Origin of the sequence: Alteromonas macleodii (genome assembly GCF_903772925.1) — a bacterium.
Taxonomy (GTDB): Bacteria; Pseudomonadota; Gammaproteobacteria; order Enterobacterales; family Alteromonadaceae; genus Alteromonas; species Alteromonas macleodii_A.
In genome coordinates this window covers 813591-831917 of record NZ_LR812090.1, presented here as the reverse complement: position 1 = coordinate 831917, position 18327 = coordinate 813591, and the positions used below count along the sequence as shown (strand labels likewise).

General features: G+C 44.2%; 20 protein-coding genes. 11 read left to right on the top strand and 9 right to left on the bottom strand.

The genetic code is table 11. The features are described 5' to 3' along the window. The first annotated feature begins 164 nt into the window (after positions 1-164). The 3 genes from PCAR9_RS03720 to PCAR9_RS03710 are packed head-to-tail and all read left to right on the top strand — an operon-like array spanning position 165 to position 3549. On the top strand, positions 165-2099 hold the full coding sequence (locus tag PCAR9_RS03720) for a putative bifunctional diguanylate cyclase/phosphodiesterase (RefSeq protein ID WP_179982455.1): 1935 nt from the start codon (positions 165-167) through the stop codon (positions 2097-2099). Positions 2100-2150: 51 nt separating this feature from the next. Continuing rightward, positions 2151-3098, top strand: a complete 948-nt coding sequence (locus PCAR9_RS03715; RefSeq protein WP_179982454.1) for a DUF3034 family protein — start codon at positions 2151-2153, stop codon at positions 3096-3098. 16 nt (positions 3099-3114) lie between these two features. Continuing rightward, on the top strand, positions 3115-3549 hold the full coding sequence (locus tag PCAR9_RS03710; protein WP_179982453.1) for a group I truncated hemoglobin: 435 nt from the start codon (positions 3115-3117) through the stop codon (positions 3547-3549). A gap of 110 nt (positions 3550-3659) precedes the next feature. Here PCAR9_RS03710 and PCAR9_RS03705 read toward each other — a convergent pair whose 3' ends face one another. Both PCAR9_RS03705 and zapE read right to left on the bottom strand, forming a co-directional pair. Further along, a complete protein-coding gene (locus PCAR9_RS03705; protein WP_024015752.1) occupies positions 3660-4388 on the bottom strand; it encodes a YebC/PmpR family DNA-binding transcriptional regulator in 729 nt (242 codons plus the stop codon). A gap of 306 nt (positions 4389-4694) precedes the next feature. After that, a complete protein-coding gene (gene zapE, locus PCAR9_RS03700; protein WP_179982452.1) occupies positions 4695-5792 on the bottom strand; it encodes a cell division protein ZapE in 1098 nt (365 codons plus the stop codon). Between the two features lie 255 nt (positions 5793-6047). Between zapE and PCAR9_RS03695 the strand changes: the two genes are divergently transcribed. From PCAR9_RS03695 to PCAR9_RS03685, 3 genes are all read left to right on the top strand, one after another. Continuing rightward, positions 6048-6485, top strand: a complete 438-nt coding sequence (locus tag PCAR9_RS03695; protein ID WP_118490195.1) for a ZapG family protein — start codon at positions 6048-6050, stop codon at positions 6483-6485. Between the two features lie 88 nt (positions 6486-6573). Further along, positions 6574-7935, top strand: coding sequence for a DegQ family serine endoprotease (locus PCAR9_RS03690; RefSeq protein WP_179985145.1), 1362 nt, complete (start codon positions 6574-6576; stop codon positions 7933-7935). 306 nt (positions 7936-8241) lie between these two features. Beyond that, entirely contained in the window at positions 8242-9312 is a 1071-nt protein-coding gene (locus tag PCAR9_RS03685) for a trypsin-like peptidase domain-containing protein (RefSeq protein ID WP_179982451.1), read from the top strand. A 164-nt stretch (positions 9313-9476) separates the two neighbouring features. On the opposite strand, the gene murA is transcribed toward PCAR9_RS03685, so the two are convergent. The 7 genes from murA to mlaF all read right to left on the bottom strand — a co-directional run bounded on the left by murA (position 9477) and on the right by mlaF (position 14184). Continuing rightward, the gene (gene murA / locus PCAR9_RS03680; RefSeq protein WP_179982450.1) at positions 9477-10739 is read right to left on the bottom strand and encodes a UDP-N-acetylglucosamine 1-carboxyvinyltransferase; all 1263 of its coding nucleotides are present in this window, start codon (positions 10737-10739) and stop codon (positions 9477-9479) included. Between the two features lie 12 nt (positions 10740-10751). Continuing rightward, entirely contained in the window at positions 10752-11009 is a 258-nt protein-coding gene (locus PCAR9_RS03675) for a BolA family protein (RefSeq protein WP_012517351.1), read from the bottom strand. 29 nt (positions 11010-11038) lie between these two features. After that, entirely contained in the window at positions 11039-11347 is a 309-nt protein-coding gene (locus PCAR9_RS03670; RefSeq protein WP_179982449.1) for an STAS domain-containing protein, read from the bottom strand. Then, a complete protein-coding gene (locus PCAR9_RS03665) occupies positions 11344-12009 on the bottom strand; it encodes an MlaC/ttg2D family ABC transporter substrate-binding protein (RefSeq protein ID WP_179982448.1) in 666 nt (221 codons plus the stop codon). The genes PCAR9_RS03670 and PCAR9_RS03665 overlap by 4 nt, the downstream gene beginning before the upstream one ends. Positions 12010-12127: 118 nt before the next feature. Then, on the bottom strand, positions 12128-12601 hold the full coding sequence (gene mlaD / locus PCAR9_RS03660; protein WP_012517348.1) for an outer membrane lipid asymmetry maintenance protein MlaD: 474 nt from the start codon (positions 12599-12601) through the stop codon (positions 12128-12130). 9 nt (positions 12602-12610) lie between these two features. Continuing rightward, positions 12611-13387 carry a lipid asymmetry maintenance ABC transporter permease subunit MlaE gene (gene mlaE, locus PCAR9_RS03655; protein WP_179982447.1) on the bottom strand — a complete coding sequence of 259 codons (777 nt, stop codon included), beginning with the start codon at positions 13385-13387 and terminating at the stop codon, positions 12611-12613. Then, the gene (gene mlaF, locus PCAR9_RS03650) at positions 13384-14184 is read right to left on the bottom strand and encodes a phospholipid ABC transporter ATP-binding protein MlaF (protein WP_179982446.1); all 801 of its coding nucleotides are present in this window, start codon (positions 14182-14184) and stop codon (positions 13384-13386) included. Before mlaF ends, mlaE begins: the two co-directional genes overlap by 4 nt. Positions 14185-14748: 564 nt before the next feature. On the opposite strand from mlaF, the gene PCAR9_RS03645 reads away from it, so the two are divergent. From PCAR9_RS03645 to lptA, 5 genes are read left to right on the top strand one after another with little or no spacing between them, the layout of a single operon-like run. Next, the gene (locus tag PCAR9_RS03645; protein WP_179982445.1) at positions 14749-15705 is read left to right on the top strand and encodes a calcium/sodium antiporter; all 957 of its coding nucleotides are present in this window, start codon (positions 14749-14751) and stop codon (positions 15703-15705) included. A 2-nt stretch (positions 15706-15707) separates the two neighbouring features. Further along, complete coding sequence (locus PCAR9_RS03640) at positions 15708-16688, top strand: KpsF/GutQ family sugar-phosphate isomerase (RefSeq protein ID WP_179982444.1); 981 nt, start codon at positions 15708-15710, stop codon at positions 16686-16688. Beyond that, on the top strand, positions 16689-17237 hold the full coding sequence (gene kdsC / locus PCAR9_RS03635) for a 3-deoxy-manno-octulosonate-8-phosphatase KdsC (RefSeq protein WP_179982443.1): 549 nt from the start codon (positions 16689-16691) through the stop codon (positions 17235-17237). It begins immediately after the preceding gene. Then, positions 17234-17812 carry an LPS export ABC transporter periplasmic protein LptC gene (lptC, locus tag PCAR9_RS03630; protein ID WP_179982442.1) on the top strand — a complete coding sequence of 193 codons (579 nt, stop codon included), beginning with the start codon at positions 17234-17236 and terminating at the stop codon, positions 17810-17812. The genes kdsC and lptC overlap by 4 nt, the downstream gene beginning before the upstream one ends. Continuing rightward, on the top strand, positions 17781-18326 hold the full coding sequence (gene lptA, locus PCAR9_RS03625) for a lipopolysaccharide transport periplasmic protein LptA (protein ID WP_179982441.1): 546 nt from the start codon (positions 17781-17783) through the stop codon (positions 18324-18326). The genes lptC and lptA overlap by 32 nt, the downstream gene beginning before the upstream one ends. The last annotated feature ends 1 nt before the right edge of the window (position 18327 follow it).

The following is an 18327-nucleotide window of genomic DNA, read 5'->3' as shown; positions in this document are numbered from 1 at the left end:
AATTAGAAATACCTAATATCAATCAATAACTAAGCGACAAGGTGATAATCTGTAAGAATAATTGAATAGGTTAGTGAGGTAGTCTATCTTTTACGAAGAACGGCAATATATTGGTAGCAGGCTAACCTAGGTTAAACGCCAAAAAAGTAAAAACCTTTTACTGGATGGATATAAATAGTATTTTGGAGAACCAAATTCAAACTCATGACTCAACGACGGGTCAGCAAGAAATGGTCGCCGTCCGATTTCGCAGGCGCTATCGATTATGCCAAGTCTTAACCATCATTGGAGTGCTGTTTCTTCTAGCCTTAGGCAGCATTAATCTAATTAGTAACGCACGCTTTCTAGGTATCTTACTATTAGGCTGTGCGTTTGTCGGTTTGATTAACCTGTACATTCTAAAACGCTCCGGTAATGTAGAGCGCGCTGCCACCGTGCTTAGCGGTATTTTGTGTTTTCTTTCTATTTCATTGCTTATCACTGGCGGAAAAGACAATACGGGTATGCTGTGGATTTACCCAATTATGGCTATTAACCTTTTTATTAATCGCTTTTGGCCTGCGGTTGTCATCTTTTCCTTTTTCACAATTGCTAGCCTGCTTTTGCTATTTACGCCGCTGTCTTTTTTACTAATGACTAGCTACTCGTTAGTCGAGGCAATACGTTTTGTTCTTACCATGCTGGCACTGAACGTTATTTGCTTAGCTGCGCTCTATTCAGAAGAACAGGCCTATCGCACCATCATTCAACTTCATGCTGACGATGTCCGCCAAATGGCGTTTTTCGACACATTGACAGGCCTCCCTAATCGCTGGAATTTTAAAAACAATCTTCAGCGTTTGATCAGTCGTGCTAAAAAAGACAAGAATCGCATAGGGCTACTTTATATCGACCTTGATAATTTTAAACAGGTAAATGACCAGTTTGGTCATGAGGCTGGAGACCGCTTACTACTCGAATTTAGTGAACGGCTATGGGAAGTCATTCGACCTAGCGACCAATTATTTAAGCCAAATAAAGATAGTCTGGCCAGGCTAGCGGGGGACGAATTCGTCGTAATTTTACCTGATATGAAAAAACCGCAAGATGCCAGCAAAGCCGCAGAACGCATTTTACGCGTGTTTGACAATGGGTTTGATGTTGACGGCGTTTCTCATAACGTATACGCCAGTATAGGTATAGCTGTTTACCCTGATGATGCAGTCGAACCAGCAACATTGCTGCAACATGCTGATGCGGCGATGTATGATGCGAAAAATAACGGTCGTAACTGCTACAGGTTCTTCACTAAGGATATAGCAATGGCGTTGCAGCAACGCCAAAAAATAGAAAAAGGGCTGAGAATGGCTCTCAGTGAAAGTCAATTTTCACTGGTATACATGCCAATATTTGATTGCAAAGATAACGCTATTGTCGCAGTGGAAGCGTTGCTTAGGTGCCAAAACGAAGAATTAAAGGGTATTGGACCTGACGACTTTATTCCCGTTGCAGAATCTACCGGTCTTATTAAAGAAATCGATTTGTGGGTCATTGATAATGCGTTAAATGCGCTAACGCAATTACAAAGCTCTTGCGCCTTCGAAGGGAAGATGTGTATTAACGTATCTGGTGTAGAACTCAATAACGAAAATTTTCCTTCTCAAGTTAAAGCGCTTTTAATGAAAAACAATGTTTCACCTGAACGCGTTGAATTAGAGATAACAGAAACAGCGTTTGTTGCTGGTGACATGACCTGCCTAGAAACGCTTAAAGCATTAAACGAGCTAGGCGTTTCTTTAGCGCTTGATGACTTTGGAACAGGCTATACAGCTTTCAGCCAGCTAATTCACTACCCCGCCAATTGCTTGAAGATAGATCGCTCCTTCGTTAACGATCTTTTCTCTGCTTCTAAGTCGCGTAGTAAAATGGTCATGATTATTCAAAATCTTGCCAAACTCTACGGTCTTCGCGTAATAGCGGAAGGTGTAGAGACAGAAGCACAGCTCGCTTACTTAAAGAGCCTTGGGTGCGATTGGGCGCAAGGTTATTATCTTTCTTGTCCACTACCGTGGCATGAACTGCTAAATCAGATTACTGTAAACGTAAAAGAACGCGAATAACGCTATGATAATCCAATTCTACCACCGCAATAACACTATTAGGCTCAATAAATGATAAAGCGCTTGTTACTTCCCTTACTTTTTTTATCGCCGTTAGTAAACGCGGATAGCGGCTCTCGCTTAATAGCCTCAGGCGGAATTACCGGCTTTGAAGGTACCGCAGGTGGCGGCATAACACCTTGGGCATTTATTGGCGGTTACACGAGTAAAGAAGAAATTAGCTATTCTGCCAATGTTCAATACTTAAGCCTTAGCGATTACTCACTCACTACTGCTGGAGCTGGCATAAGTCTTTTTGACCGCGTTGAAATTAGCATACAGCGCCAGCGCTTAGATATTTCAGCCGGGTTAACCAGCAATGTTTTTGCGCTACTAACAGAAGGTGCGGTGACCAATGCTAACAGTACAACTATCGAGCAAGATATTGTGGGGGCAAAGGTTAAATTATTCGGTGATGGCGTTTTTACCCAAAACTCATGGGCGCCACAAATCGCTTTAGGCGCCCAGTATAAGAAAAATAGAGATGTTGATAGTTCGCTTTCATTGCCAGATGGCACCGTTCCACTTCCTGAAATAGGGGTACCTTTACTGTTAGGCGCGAAGGACGACAGCGGCACTGACATCTACCTTTCAGCGACTAAATTATGGTTGGGCACACCGTCAGGCTATAATTTACTTACTAATTTAACCGCCAGGTACACTAAGGCTAATGTTTTTGGCCTATTGGGTTTTGGTGCTGAAGGAAACGACAATGCAAAAGTTGAGTGGGAAGGCTCCGTTGCAGTATTAATCAGCCCTACCACGGCAATTGGCACTGAGTTTCGAACGCAAACTAATCGGTTAGGTGGGCTAGCCGAAGAGGACACGGTTATTGATGCTTTTATTGCTTACTTTCCAAATAAGTCTATTTCAATTACCGCTGCCTATGTGGATTTAGGTAATTTACCGCTGCAAGAGAGCTCAAGTGGCTTCTACCTAACGGTAAATGGCAATTTTTAATGGGGAGTTACCACATATGAAATTGTTGAAATGTATTCCTATTGCAGCACTAGCGCTACTAAACATTTTGCTTTCTGGTTGTGCAAGTACTGAAAAGCAAAGTCTGTATGATGAAATTGGTGGCCATAAAACGCTGAACACTGTCTATGGTGTGGCTATCACCCGTATTTACACTGACCCTGTAATTGGTCACTACTTTAAAGGGGTGCCAAAAAAGCATCTACGAGACCAGCTCGTTTTGCAAACCTGTGAGCTTATTGGTGGACCTTGCGAGTACGATGGTAAATCAATGTTAGAGTCTCACAAAGGTCTTAACATCAAAGAGCGTGAATTCTATATTTTGGTAGAGTATGTTCAAGGTGCTATGCGCGATGTAGGCCTGACCTATCAACAGGAAAATCGTATTTTAAAAAAGTTAGCACCGATAAAGTACGAAACAGTTTATCTTTAAACGCAGTTAAACGTTTGAGCACATAAAAAGACCCCCAATAATTGGAATGTCCAACTAATGGGGGTCACTTCACATTGGCGAGGTTTTTTTATTCATGAGGTTTGTGTTTATTAGTTACTGCTCGGCGTAATCGCGTTGTGGTATACGTCTTGGACGTCGTCACAGTCGTTAAGCATGTCCATGAATTTTTCAAACATAGGCATATCTTCTTCGCTGATCTCAGTTTCAGTCTGAGGCATCCAGCTCATCTCATCGGCAATAAACGTAATATCTGGGTAGGCTTCAGTTAGCGCTGTTTTTACTTGATAGAATTCAGTGTGCGGCGCATAAACGGTAACTTTACCGTCTTCAACTTCAACATCAGTTACGTCTACGTCTGCTTCCATCAGCACTTCTAAAATAGCGTCTTCGTCGTCACCTTCAAACTGGAATACCGCTTGGTGATCGAACATATGCGATACCGCACCCTGCGCACCTAGCTTGGCATTTGTTTTAGTGAAGCAGTTGCGCACCTCGGTAATGGTACGGTTTGCATTGTCAGACAAGCAGTCAACAATAACCATACAGTTACCCGGGCCAAAGCCTTCGTAACGCATGGGCTGAAAATCTTCGCCAGCACCACCAGCCGCTTTATCAATCGCTTTTTCGATAACATGGCTTGGTACTTGGTCTTTCTTCGCTTTTTCCATTAGGCGGCGAAGTGAAAGGTTAGTGTCTGGATCAGCACCACCATTTTTTGCGCACACGTAAATTTCTTTACCGTACTTAGAATAAACCTTAGTTTTTGCGCCGGCAGTTTTTGCCATGGCGGCTTTACGAACTTCGAATGCTCTTCCCATCTTAAAATTCTCTTTCTCGCAATTTGAAATGCTGCGTTGGGTTTTATCGGGGTACTATTTGCCTGAACCTTTTATCAGGCTGCGCCGCTTTGTCTTATTTGGAGTTAATGCGAAACGAGGCATTGCAAAAATTGCTAGGTGCAACCTTTCCCAAACTAAACGCTGATTTAGCAACACAGAAAAATTGTGCGAAATTCTACCTTAATTTTCCTCTAATACCAATGTGAATCCCCTTTCAAGGGACGCAAGCATAGTGCTTACCCGCTCTTATTAGACATAAATGTACTCTGACCCCACACACTTTGGCTATGGTAAATGTTCTGTGGCCAGATAATCGTGTGACTGCATTTCCTTTAAGCGGCTAAGACAGCGTCTAAACTCGAAGTTTAGAAGGCCTTGGGTATAAAGGTTTTCTAGCGCTACTTCTGCCGAAATGATGAGTTTCACGTTACGCTCGTAGAACTCGTCTACCATCGCAATAAAGCGGCGCGCCACATCGTCATTATGCTGGCCCATTTCGGCAACATTGGCTAAAAGCACCGAATGATAACAACGGCTTAACTCAATGTAATCGCTCTGGCTTCTGGGCCCTCCACATAGTGCTTTGAAGTCGATCATCAATACGCCATCTGCGTTTCGAAGGGTTGCAATTTTACGGTTATTTACCTCAATATCTTCACCTTTAGAGCCTTCTTCTGGCGCTAACTGAGAAAAATAACTATGCAAATTTTCTGTGGCTTCATTATCAAGTGGGTAGTGATAAATTTCAGCTTGCTCTAGGGTTCTCAAGCGATAATCAATACCACTATCAACATTTACCACACGAGTGTTTTGGTTGAGCAGGTCAATTGCTGGTAGGAATCTCGCACGCTGCAATCCGTTTTTATACAAATCGTCAGGCACTATGTTAGAGGTAGCCACCAGCACAATACCGTGACCAAATAACTCTTCCATTAGGGTACCTAAAATCATGGCGTCGGTAATATCAGATACGAAAAACTCGTCAAAACAGATAACCCGCGCTTCTTCTGCCAGCTTTGCCGCCACTAACTTCAAAGGATCTTGTTCGCTTTTAAGTTGCTTAAGTTCGTCGTGCACGCGATACATGAAACGGTGAAAATGCACGCGCATTTTCTTTTCAAACGGCAAGCAATCGTAGAAGGTATCCACTAAATAAGTTTTACCTCGTCCTACGCCGCCATAAAAGTAAATGCCTTGAATACCCGGTTTGGCATGTCCTTTACCAAACGCAGCTTTTAACTTAACCCGCCAAGTCATTTTCTTTTTGGGCTCGGTCAGTTCATCGTACAAACGCTGAAGTTCTTTTACTGCATTTTCTTGTGCCGCGTCATAATGAAAATCAGACGTCTGAAGATCTAGCTGATATTTTTCCCATGGCGTCATCGCCGAAACCACTCCGTACAAAAGTCAATAGCGGCGCACGCTGCACCGACCTGCTTGAATTTCTCAATTATGACCTTAATTTTAATGGAAATCACGGTAGAATCTCACATTGAAATTCGACATACACTGAATAAATGAAACTATGTATGCGCTTTTCGGGTTTGACCTTGCTATATTCAGCATATGGTCGAAAGCAGCTTTTAGATCGTAGAAACAAAGGTCGGCTGCACGATGTAGATTTATTCGGAGAATATAATGGAATTGTTAGTATCTCTTGCTTTGTTAGTTGTTGGTTTAATTATTGGCTTTTTCGCTGGTCGCTTTCTTCAACAAAAGCAAGGCGCAGGTAATGCTGCACAAACTGAGAAGCAAGTTAAAGAGATCCTCGCACAACAGGCGCAGCATCATATACATCAAACTCGTCAAAGCTTAGAAAGCATTGAGAGTCAGTGCGAAACGCTAAAACAACAGATTGAAGAGTATGAAATGCTGCTTGAACAAGGCAGCGATGAAGAAGATAGCAAGGTTCCTTTCTACGGGGAGCAAGCTACAACCTATTTACGCAATAATTTGAAAGGGACTGACAAGTCTAAAGTAAATCGTGTTTCTGATACTCAACCAAAAGACTTTGCGAATACAGGGTCTGGGTTGTTCGTCGGCGGTTCTGAGCAGAATAACGCAGAAAAACAGTAACATCGGGAACTTTATTCCAGCGTCAGACTCTTTTAGTGAAACCATGCTATGTCGCATATAACATGAAGGAGTGTAAGCGAACATGAAAATGTCTTTCCGCCATTGTCTATTGGCGTCTGCCGTTGTTGTAAGTTCACTGGGCTTTACTGCTAGTACGCAGGCGGCGTTACCGTTTTTTTCTGATTCAAAAGACGAAGTGCCGTCTTTAGCCCCTATGCTCGAAGAAGCGACCCCTGCGGTAGTCAGTATCGCAGTGGAAGGTACGCAAACTTCTACACAGCGCGTACCAGAAATGTTTCGCTACTTCTTTGGTGCGCCGCAAGAGCAAGTTCAAGAACGTCCTTTCCGTGGTCTTGGTTCTGGTGTCATTATTGATGCTGACAAAGGTTATGTAGTTACCAACAATCACGTTGTTGATAACGCGGACGAAATAACAGTTAAATTAACAGACGGACGCGAGTTCAAAGCCAAAAAGTTGGGCTCTGACGAGCAAAGTGATATTGCTTTGCTTAAGATTGAGCCGGATGATTTAAAAGCGTTGCCGCTTGCCGATTCTGACGTAGTGCGCGTTGGTGACTTTGTGGTCGCCATTGGCAATCCATTCGGTCTTTCTCAAACCGTAACCTCAGGCATTGTAAGTGCTTTAGGCCGTTCAGGCTTAAACATTGGCGGTTACGAAGACTTCATTCAAACTGACGCTGCAATTAATCGCGGTAACTCAGGTGGCGCATTGGTTAACCTTCACGGTGAATTGGTTGGTATTAATACCGCTATTTTTGGCCCTAATGGCGGCAACGTAGGTATTGGCTTTGCTATTCCTGCCAATATGATGAAAAGCCTTGTCGATCAAATTGCTGAGTTTGGTGAAGTACGCCGAGGTCTCTTGGGTATTCTAGGTAGTGATATTGATGCAGGCCTAGCCGAAGCTATGAATGCCGAGGTTAATATTGGTGCGTTCGTAAGCGAAGTACAGCCTGATTCTGCCGCAGAGAAAGGCGGTCTTCAAGCAGGCGATATCATTACGGCGATTAACGGTCGCAAGCTTCACAGCTTCCAAGAACTGCGTGCAAAAATTGCGAGTATGGGGGCTGGCGCAGAGGTTGAGCTAACCGTTATGCGTAAAGGTAAGAAAATGAACGTAGACGTTGTATTAGACGATGCTACTGATACCACGGTAACTGCGGCTCAGATTCACCCAGCCCTAGAAGGTGCCACACTGTCTAATGGTACTGACGATGCTGGCAATGCTGGTGTAGTTGTATCAGAGATTGAGCGTGGTGCACCTGCGGCGCGTATTGGTCTTCAATCTGAAGATGTGATCATTGGTGTTAACCGCGTTCGCACATCAACGGTTGCGGAGTTCAGAAACGCACTAGACGAAGCCAAAGGCGTTATCGCACTTAATGTAAAACGCGGTAACTCTACCCTTTACTTGGTTATCAGACAGTAGAGCTCAGTTCTCAAAGTCACTAATTCCTAAACAGGAATACATGTTAAACGGCGCTTTTAAAGCGCCGTTTTCTATTGAGCTACACTATCCCCTCAGCCCTATCCACATTAGCTTACTTTCTAACCATCTCTTGTGACGTATTGAGTTACACAAAATTTGCTTTTCATTACGGTAGTTTAGTGAATAAAGTGATATCCTTTACATTAATAACGATAAATTCAGATTGTTGCGCTTTTAATTTGTGAAGTAGTACCTCAATAACGGTGCGTATGGAGTAAGTGCGACAGACAACAATAAGTGTGACTTGTGACTGGCCGCTCAATATTTAACTTCTTACTAAAATCTATCATCCTAGGCGTTGCCGTTGCGGCTTTGCTGTTGATTTTTTTGCCAGAACTTAGGCAAGGTAAGGGGCTCGCCCAAGGCTTTTTCAATGAGCCATCTGTTAGCGCCAGTCGCGAAAGCTATTTTTCAGCGTTGAGCCGGTCCGCACCAGCCGTCGTGAACATTTATAGTGTTAGTATCGAAAACGGCTCTGGTCTATTTCGAAATCAATCGCGTGGGCGTACCAATTTGGGCTCTGGCGTTATCATGACAGAGAACGGCTACCTGCTTACCTGCCACCACGTTGTAGCCAATGCCGACAGTATCTACGTAGCAGTGCAAGACGGGCGCATTTTAGAAGCACAAATTGTAGGTACTGACCCCCTCACCGACCTTGCCGTATTGAAAGTCACGGCTGACAACCTACACATTATTCCTCAGGTTTCAGAACCCGATACCCATGTGGGCGACGTGGTAATGGCAATTGGTAACCCTTTTGACTTGGGGCAAACCATAACCCAAGGGATCGTAAGTAGAGCAGGTCGCAATGGCCTGTCAAACTATGTGGATTTTATTCAAACCGATGCCGTATTAAACCAAGGAAACTCGGGTGGTGCTTTGGTAGATAGTAACGGCATTTTGCTAGGTATCACCAACGCCAATTTCCAAGTGCTAGATTCTAACAATCGCGCTCGCAATGTAGATGGAATTAACTTCGCTGTTCCTTATGAACTGGCTAAGCGCGTTATGGATGAGATTATCAGCAATGGCCGGGTTGTGCGCGGCCAACTTGGTTTTGTAGGCGGAGAGAACCGCAATCGCCCAGGCATTGATGTACAGGCGGTAGCTAAAGGCAGCCCTGCCGACATCGCAGGTATTCGCCCGGGTGACATCATAGTAGCCATTGATGGTGTGCGTTTAGAAAGCGCATCAAAAACACTGGATATGATTGCTGAAACAGAGCCTGGCACTGAGCTTGAAATTGAACTTAGCCGCGATGGGCAATCAATTACGCTGACAGCAACTGTTGGAGAACTCCGAGCGGGGCAATAGCCTTAGTAGTTTTTACCATAATAGTACTTACCAATAGTTACCGCTTAAGCTTCTATAACTGTTGTAAAAAGCCTCCGCGAAAGAATTAGGTAAGTAAAGTTTTATGCATAAAAAAAGCGCCGCATGGGCAAATGCGGCGCTTTTTCATGTGCAAGGTCTAAGGTTTACTCTTTAACTCGCTCGATGATGGCACCTAAGCCACCCAATTTCTCTTCTATTGATTCATAACCACGGTCTAAGTGGTAAATACGATTTACGTGAGTCTCACCTTCTGCGATAAGCCCAGCGATAACCAAGCTTGCTGAGGCGCGAAGGTCAGTAGCCATTACTGGCGCCCCTTTCAAACTTGAACTGCCCTTAGACACGGCTGAGTTAGCTTCAAGTGCGATTTCTGCGCCCATGCGCTGTAACTCTGGTACATGCATAAAGCGATTCTCGAAAATCGTTTCTGTTATTACGCCTGTGCCCTCGGCAACGCAGTTAAGGGTAACAAACTGGGCCTGCATATCTGTAGGAAATGCTGGGTGTGGTGCGGTTTTAACGCGCACAGCCTGTGGCTTACGCCCTTCCATATCTAGCTCAATCCAGTCTTCGCCCACGGTGATCTTCGCACCAGCTTGCTCTAGTTTATCTAGTACAGCATCTAACGTATCTGGTGCCGCATGAGTACAGCGGACTTTACCGCCTGTTACAGCCGCTGCTACCAGGAAAGTACCGGTTTCAATGCGATCTGGCAGTACGGCATAATCACAACCATTCAAGGTTTCCACACCTTCAATGGTAATTTTATCGCTCCCTGCACCACTGATCTTGGCGCCCATTTGAATAAGACAGTTCGCCAAATCAACAATTTCAGGTTCACGTGCCGCGTTTTCCAAAATAGTCGTACCGTCTGCCAATGCTGCTGCCATCAGTAGGTTTTCGGTAGCGCCTACACTCACCATATCCATAAAGATACGCGCTCCTTTTAAGCGACCATCAACTTCAGCACGAATATAGCCTTCGTCTACTTCAATCTTTGCGCCCATCTTTTCAAGGCCAGTTAAATGAAGGTTTACCGGGCGTGCACCTATGGCACAACCACCAGGCAAAGACACGTTCGCTTTACCCTGCTTAGCTAACAATGGGCCTAACACCAAAATTGAAGCACGCATGGTACGCACTAAGTCATAAGACGCTGTCACACTCTCAAGTGTACTTGCATCAATAACAATATCATTAGGCGCGGGAAGTGCTACTTCTACACCAAGCTCACGCAAAAGCGCCGTGGTGGTATTAATGTCGCGAAGACGAGGAACGTTGGTATAACGACAAGGGGAATCGGTAAGTAGGCTGGTCATCAACAGCGGTAATGCCGCGTTTTTCGCACCAGAGATACGCACTGTACCGTTAAGTGCAGGGCTCTTTTTTATTACAAGTTTATCCACGAGCGACGCCTATTATTGAGGAATGTTGAACTGGCGCTCGCGCTCCCAGTCTTTTACTGAAAACGTCTTGATGGTAATTGCATGCATGCTGCCGTCTGCAATTTTATCAGCTAAAGGCGCGTACACTGCTTGCTGGCGCTTTACGCGGCTCATTTCATTGAATGCATCGCTTACCGCAATAATATTAAAATGCGAACCTTCGCCCTTCACGTGGACTTCGTGAAGATCTAACGCATCTTTCAAGATTTTTTCAATTTCAGACAATTCCATAACTTACTTCTTTATTCGCTAACTGGTGTTTATTCTACGGGTAAAAAGCTATCCGCGTCGCTAATTTTCGCAAGCTTTTGTAGCTTCTCGGGCATTTTATAAAGGGTCATGCTAACACCATTTTGCTTTGCATCCCTAACAGCATTAATAAGCCATGCTAAACCGGCACTGTCTGCACGCTCCACATCGCCTAAATCAACTTGGCACTTTTTGTTACTAAGCAACGTGCTACGTTGGTTGCCGCTTAAACTTTCCCAAAAATTTTTCGACAGCGTTTCACGGTCAAGATGACCGTGAACCACAATATTGCCCTTATCGTTTACCTCGAATAGGCTCACTCAGCCTCTCCTTCGATTTCAATTGGCTCGCCTTGCTTCAGCTCTACCGGCTTGCCAATTTTGTCACGCATTAGTGCGATAACTGCATCAATGCCATCTTGACGAAGAATTGATTCAAACTCACTGCGCTTACTGTTTAGCATGCTGATCCCTTCAGCAACCATATCATATGCTTTCCATTCGTTCGTTTTGCTGTCTTTGCGAACCTTAAATGCAATCTTAATTTCAGGACGATTAGGGTCTTGAACTACCGCGCGTACAGTTACCGACTTTTTATCATCAAAAGAAGATTCAGGTTCAAAGATTACTTCTTGGTTGTCGTAGTAGCCCATAGCAACTGCATACGTTGTCACTAAGTATTGACGAAATACGCTGATGTACTCGCCCATCTTTTCCTGAGGCACAGATTTGAAGTGCTTACCTAACACCATGAAAGCTGCAAATTTATAATCAATATGCGGAACAAGCTCTTCCTGCATGATAGTGCGCAACATTTCAGGGTCGTTTTTAATCGCTTCCTGATTTGCTTTAATTCGTTCAAACGTTCTATTAGCTACATCTTGAACCAACTCATAAGGGTTTTGTTCATTAACTTCCTGCGCATTCGCCATACCTGCTACAGACATCATAAAGATGCCAATTGCTACGAAAAACTTTTTCAAAATAACTCTCCTAACTTCAAACTCTTTTAAGCAGACCTGACAATGAGGTATTTAGTTTCATCAGGCCGCTGGAATTAATTAACGACTTCGTTGTATACGCTTAGCCGCTGAACTGCGATTAGTCTTCGTCGCTGCCGCGGTTAAATAAGAACTGCCCGATAAGGTCTTCAAGCACCAAAGCTGACTTTGTATCTTGTAGGTAGTCGCCATCTTGTAGGTTAGCAACACCATCAAAAGAGAACCCAGGCTGGAAGCCTACGTATTGCTCACCTAACAAACCGGAGGTCAAAATAGATACAGAACTTGTTTCAGGGAAGCCGTTGTATTCATTTAAAATAGATAGCTCTACTACCGGTGTGAAATCTTCTTGATCTAAAGATATAGATGACACACGGCCTACGGTTACGCCACCCACTTTTACAGCAGAGCGAGGCTTTAGCCCGCCAATGTTGTCGAACTTCGCGTATAAGGTATAGGTATCGCCTTCGGTTGCGACCGTTTGGTTTGCAACTTTAAGTGCCAACAACAACAAAGCACCTATCGTAAGCATGACAAACACACCAACCATTACTTCCGTTTTATACTTACTCATTCCAATCCCCTACTCGATACCAAACATAAGGGCGGTAAGCACGAAGTCCAGCCCTAATACTGCTAATGATGAATAGACCACCGTCTCGGTAGTCGCTTTGCTGATCCCTTCCGATGTTGGAATGGAATCGTAACCTTTAAATATGGCAATCCACGTCACAACCAAGGCAAAAACGAGGCTTTTTATAACGCCGTTTATAACATCTTGGTTCCAATCAACCGTCGACTGCATGATTGACCAGTAACTGCCTGCATCAACACCTAACCAATCTACGCCGACTAAATGACCACCTAAAATGCCAATGGCACTAAAGATAATGGCTAGCATTGGCATGGCTAACATTCCCGCCCAAAAACGAGGAGCAACTATGCGCCTTAGCGGGTCTACCGCCATCATTTCTAAACTACTTAATTGCTCAGTGGCTTTCATAAGACCAATTTCAGCGGTCAACGCTGACCCGGCACGCCCAGCAAAAAGCAATGCGGTGACTACTGGACCAAGTTCACGCAATAGTGAAAGCGCGACCATGGGACCTAAGCTACCCTCTGCTCCGTAATCGACTAAAATGGTATAGCCTTGCAGTGCCATAACCATTCCAATAAATAGCCCCGATACCATGATGATCAGCAGAGACTGCACACCCACCACATATAACTGTTTAATAACCAGTGGGACGTTTTTTACTCGGGGAACAGCGATAAGTGCGCCAAACAGCATGAGTGCTGCTCGACCAATCGCAGTAACTTTCCCTATAGTTTTAGCGCCTAATGATTGGAAGAACTTCATTTATCTGCCCCCAGAAAGCTTGCTTTCAGGTCAGGCGCTGGGTAATGAAATGGAACCGGGCCATCTGCTTTACCTTTTAAGAATTGTTGAACCAATTCGGAATCGCTCTCTTTAATTTGCTGCGCTGTACCTTCACCAATGACGCGTTTATCCGCTAAAATGTAAATATAATCAGCGATGGTCAGCACTTCCGTTACGTCGTGGGTCACGACAATGCTAGTTAGGCCAAGAGCATCATTAAGTTCTCGAATAAGTTTTACCAGCACGCCCATGGATATGGGGTCTTGTCCAGCAAAAGGCTCATCGTACATAATTAAATCGGGGTCTAGCGCTATCGCTCTAGCTAGGGCGGCCCTGCGCGCCATTCCACCAGAAAGTTCGCTCGGCATTAACTTAGCCGCACCGCGCAGCCCTACTGCCTGTAGCTTTAAAGCGACAATCGTTGCTATCAAGTCTTCTGACAGGTCAGTATGCTCGCGAAGCGGAAACGCCACATTATCGAACACACTCATATCAGTAAACAGCGCACCACTTTGAAAAAGCATGCTCATTCTACGACGAGTTTCGTAAAGAGACTTTCTCGACATGGAGACAATTGAATCGCCGTCGAATTTTACGTCGCCTTCATCTGGCGTTAACTGCCCGCCAATAAGGCGCAGCAGCGTGGTTTTACCTATTCCACTAGGCCCCATTACCGCAGTAATTTTGCCCTTAGGTACCTTCAATGAAATCCCATCATAAATGATGCGATCTGCGCGTTTGAAGGTTAGGTTATCTACTTCAACTAAATGATCCATAGTTACTTAAATGTCGACCCCTGACGCTGGATTGAGTTGGTTTTGAACGCCGCTATCAATCCACTTAGAAAATATTAAAAGTATATGAGCGATGTGCATATTCAATTTCTGTGCCTTCGCACACATAACTCATAAAGTTTACTGACCAGTTTACTTTTAAGAGCCAACAAATTCAAAAAAGTTTACTCTGCAGTGTAGTTTTTTATGCTTACAGGCTGGCTTGTCCAGTAGTCACACTATCTGGGCGTGTAATTTGGAGCCATTGTACGCTTTTTCAAGACACTCGCCAAAGTCAAAAAGTTACAAGTTATGTTCGATTAAGACGAATAATAGTGGCACCTTCCTATTAAGGATTAACATATCGCTTCAATTCCCATCCTATTGTGCTGTTTATTAACTGAAACTGAACGCTTACCAGCAATATGCTCGAACCGCTGTGATGGGTGTGGTAAGTGGAAATTTACATCAATTGACAATATTTGGTGAAAATAAAGCGTTGCTGGCATAGGCAAATGGCACTCTTTTTGCGACAATCTATCGAAATACTAACTATTACAGGTTGTTGTGCTTTTAAACATTGTCATTTTTCTGGTTGGGTTGATTGTCTTAAGTTGGAGTGCAGACCGTTTTGTGTACGGTGCTTCCGCGCTAGCAAAGAACATCGGCATATCTCCTATGATGATCGGGTTAACGATTGTCGCTATGGGCTCTTCGGCACCTGAAATTGTGGTTTCCGCTATTGCCTCTGCAAATGGCAATATGAACACAGCCGTGGGTAATGCCCTTGGTTCAAATATAACTAATGTCGCACTAGTGTTAGGTGTAACTGCATTAGTAAAGCCGCTTCTTGTTTCATCTACAACGCTTAAGCGTGAACTCCCCGCGCTTCTTATTATCTCACTGATTGCGCTAGGCTTTATGTTTGATGGCGAGCTAAAGTCTTACGAAGGGATAATTTTACTAGGTCTATTTATATTTGTTTTGGCAATGATGGCTTGGTTATCGCTACAAGTTGATAAAGAAGACCCGCTGGTGGCTGAGACCGCAGATGAAATTCCAAAGGGCGTTTCTAATACCTCAGCGCTTATCTGGATTGGTGTTGGCCTTGTTGTATTACCTTTGAGTGCCCACTTCCTTGTAAACTCAGCCGTGGAAATTGCCAGATACATGGGCATTTCTGACTTAGTTATCGGGTTGACGATTATTGCGTTTGGCACAAGCCTTCCTGAATTAGCGGCAAGTGTCGCAGGTGTGCTTAAAGGTGAAGACGATTTAGCACTGGGTAATATTATTGGCTCTAATATTTTCAACCTGCTAGCCGTACTCGGTATGCCAGGTTTAATTGCCCCAGGTCTGCTAGACCCTGACGTTTATAACCGAGACATGTACGTTATGCTCGGTTTGACTTTGCTGTTGTTCTTGTTCAGCTTCGATTTAATTGGAAAGCGTACTATATCAAGAACCAATGGATTCATACTTCTGGCTTGCTTTATCGGCTACCAATACTGGCTGTTCGGATAATCATGAATACACAAACTCAGATGCACTATATCGAATCGGCAAAGCGCGTTATCGACATTGAAACGCAGGCTATTGCCAACCTTGCAGAGCGCTTAAATGATGACTTTATCACTGCATGCAACATTCTTTTCTCTTGCAAAGGTAAAGTGGTTGTAAGCGGTATGGGAAAATCTGGACATATCGGCAATAAAATCGCCGCTACCCTCGCGAGCACTGGGACACCTGCCTTTTTCATGCATCCCGGTGAAGCCAACCACGGCGACTTGGGCATGCTGAGTAAAGGAGATGTGCTCTTAGCCATTTCTAATTCTGGTGAAACCAACGAATTAGTAAACTTGCTGCCCGTTGTTAAGCGCTTAGGCATACTGGTAGTGGCAATGACCAACAGTGCCGATAGTTCGTTAGGACAACACGCAGACGTAGTGCTGGATATTAGTGTAGAAAAAGAAGCATGTTCATTAGGTCTGGCGCCCACATCAAGCACTACGGCCACACTGGTTATGGGTGATGCCCTTGCGGTAGCCCTGCTCGACCAAAAAGGTTTCACTTCAGACGACTTTGCACTGTCGCACCCCGGCGGTAGCTTAGGTAGAAAACTATTGCTTAAAGTGAGTGATATCATGCTAAGTGGCAGCGATATCCCACTAGTAAATTTAAATGCAACTGTTGCTGATGCACTTTTGGAAATTTCCAAAAAGGGCTTAGGCATGACTGGTGTTATCGCTCCCGATGGTTCGTTAACAGGCGTATTTACTGATGGTGATTTACGCCGAATACTTGATGCCCGTATAGATGTGCATAGTGCGACAGTAGAAGATGTAATGACCAAAGGCGGCAAAACAACCACAGCAGAGCAGCTAGCTGTAGAAGCCCTAAACCTAATGGAAACCTATAACATAACTGCTTTAATGGTTACCGATGAAAAGCGCAAACCTGTCGGAGCCTTCAACATGCATATGCTTTTGAAAGCGGGAGTACTCTAAATGACGACAACTCTATACACCGATTTAGACCAGGCACTTTTTGAGCAGTTGGCAAATATTAAACTACTGGTTTGTGACGTGGATGGCGTATTTTCAGACGGTCGCATTTACTTAGGCAACGACGGTGAAGAACTTAAAGCTTTTCACACCCGAGACGGATATGGCGTGAAAGCCTTAGTAAGTAATGGTGTTAACGTCGCCGTTATAACAGGGCGTCGCTCAGCAATTGTAGAAAACAGAATGAAGGCGCTAAATGTGGCGCACATTATTCAGGGTGAAGAAAACAAAGCTGACGCGCTTGACGAGTTAATGAAAGGCCTTGGGTTAAACTCAAGCCAAGTTGCCGCCGTAGGTGATGATATGCCCGATACCGGAATGTATCAGCACGTAGCGGTAAAAATTGCGGTTGCCGATGCTCACCCTTTTGTTGCAAAACAAGCGAACTGGATCACCACACTTCCAGGTGGATTTGGTGCGGTTCGAGAAATATCGGATACCATTTTGCAGGCTAAAGGCGTTGCAAGTGACATTTTCGGAGCTAGTGTATGAGCCAGTTTGGCTTTAATCGCTTAGGTTTAAGTATATCGGCGCTATTTATCTTAGCGATGCTAATGTACATCCCAACGTGGATGGAAGAGCAGCCTGAAACTCAAGGTAGTAGCGAAAATGATGCGCTCAAACCTGCCTACAAGGCAAAAAACTTAACTACGACCTTGTACAACCAAGACGGTGAGTTAAATCACAAAGTCTTTGCAGAGTCGATGGAGCACTACGACCAATTAGGCTTTGTTTTATTCCAGCAGCCTAAATATACCCTTTATACAGAAAGTGCTTCATCACCTTGGGTTGTAACTGCCGAGGAAGGAACGCTATATAACAATGAATTAATTCAGCTTGAAGATAGCGTTGTTATCGAAAATCAAACCAGCGATGATTTTGTTAAAAGTTTATCCACGGAATACATACAGATAAATTTAGACACGAAACAAATGACATCTGATCAACCCGTTGAGATACTGGGCACGCAGTACCGTATTATAAGCAATGGGTTTAACGCGAATTTACGCACACAAGAATACGAGCTTTTAGATCATGTACAAACGACTTACTCCCCTAGCAACTAGCCTTCTACTTGCCATCGCTAGCGGTGCGGTAACAGCCAGTGAAGAAGATTTTTCACAACCCATTAAGATAGGGTCAAACACCCAGTTTATTGATGGTAAAAACAAAACAGCTCTGTACAAGGAAGATGTACTTATTACCCAAGGTTCACTACTAATCGAAGCTGATGAAGTAGAAGTAATAGCTACAGATGGCAGCGGCCGTGAAATATTTATCGCTCGTGGCAACCCTGCAAGCTATTCTCAATCACTAGAAGACGGTACACCGGTATCAGCGAAAGCTAATGAAATTCGCTATGAAGTAATTAATCGCACTATTTCTCTGGCGGGTAATGCTGAGCTACAGCAAGATACCAGTAAAGTGCAAGGTGATAAGATTACGTTCGATATGATTACTGAACAATTGCTTGCAACGGGTGGCGCCGGTGAAGATGGTGAAGGTCGTGTAACCACAGTGTTTACCCCTGACACCATTCGTAAAACATCGTCTAAGAAAGACAACGAGGACAATGAATAGC

Excerpts from the sequence above, each read along its gene's own strand:
- PCAR9_RS03720 (WP_179982455.1), top strand. The coding sequence starts at position 165 with ATGGATATAAATAGTATTTTGGAGAACCAAATTCAAACTCATGACTCA.
- PCAR9_RS03715 (WP_179982454.1), top strand. The coding sequence starts at position 2,151 with ATGATAAAGCGCTTGTTACTTCCCTTACTTTTTTTATCGCCGTTAGTA.
- PCAR9_RS03710 (WP_179982453.1), top strand. The coding sequence starts at position 3,115 with ATGAAATTGTTGAAATGTATTCCTATTGCAGCACTAGCGCTACTAAAC.
- PCAR9_RS03705 (WP_024015752.1), bottom strand. The coding sequence starts at position 4,388 with ATGGGAAGAGCATTCGAAGTTCGTAAAGCCGCCATGGCAAAAACTGCC.
- zapE (WP_179982452.1), bottom strand. The coding sequence starts at position 5,792 with ATGACGCCATGGGAAAAATATCAGCTAGATCTTCAGACGTCTGATTTT.
- PCAR9_RS03695 (WP_118490195.1), top strand. The coding sequence starts at position 6,048 with ATGGAATTGTTAGTATCTCTTGCTTTGTTAGTTGTTGGTTTAATTATT.
- PCAR9_RS03690 (WP_179985145.1), top strand. The coding sequence starts at position 6,574 with ATGTCTTTCCGCCATTGTCTATTGGCGTCTGCCGTTGTTGTAAGTTCA.
- PCAR9_RS03675 (WP_012517351.1), bottom strand. The coding sequence starts at position 11,009 with ATGGAATTGTCTGAAATTGAAAAAATCTTGAAAGATGCGTTAGATCTT.
- mlaD (WP_012517348.1), bottom strand. The coding sequence starts at position 12,601 with ATGAGTAAGTATAAAACGGAAGTAATGGTTGGTGTGTTTGTCATGCTT.
- mlaE (WP_179982447.1), bottom strand. The coding sequence starts at position 13,387 with ATGAAGTTCTTCCAATCATTAGGCGCTAAAACTATAGGGAAAGTTACT.
- mlaF (WP_179982446.1), bottom strand. The coding sequence starts at position 14,184 with ATGGATCATTTAGTTGAAGTAGATAACCTAACCTTCAAACGCGCAGAT.
- PCAR9_RS03640 (WP_179982444.1), top strand. The coding sequence starts at position 15,708 with ATGAATACACAAACTCAGATGCACTATATCGAATCGGCAAAGCGCGTT.
- kdsC (WP_179982443.1), top strand. The coding sequence starts at position 16,689 with ATGACGACAACTCTATACACCGATTTAGACCAGGCACTTTTTGAGCAG.
- lptC (WP_179982442.1), top strand. The coding sequence starts at position 17,234 with ATGAGCCAGTTTGGCTTTAATCGCTTAGGTTTAAGTATATCGGCGCTA.
- lptA (WP_179982441.1), top strand. The coding sequence starts at position 17,781 with ATGTACAAACGACTTACTCCCCTAGCAACTAGCCTTCTACTTGCCATC.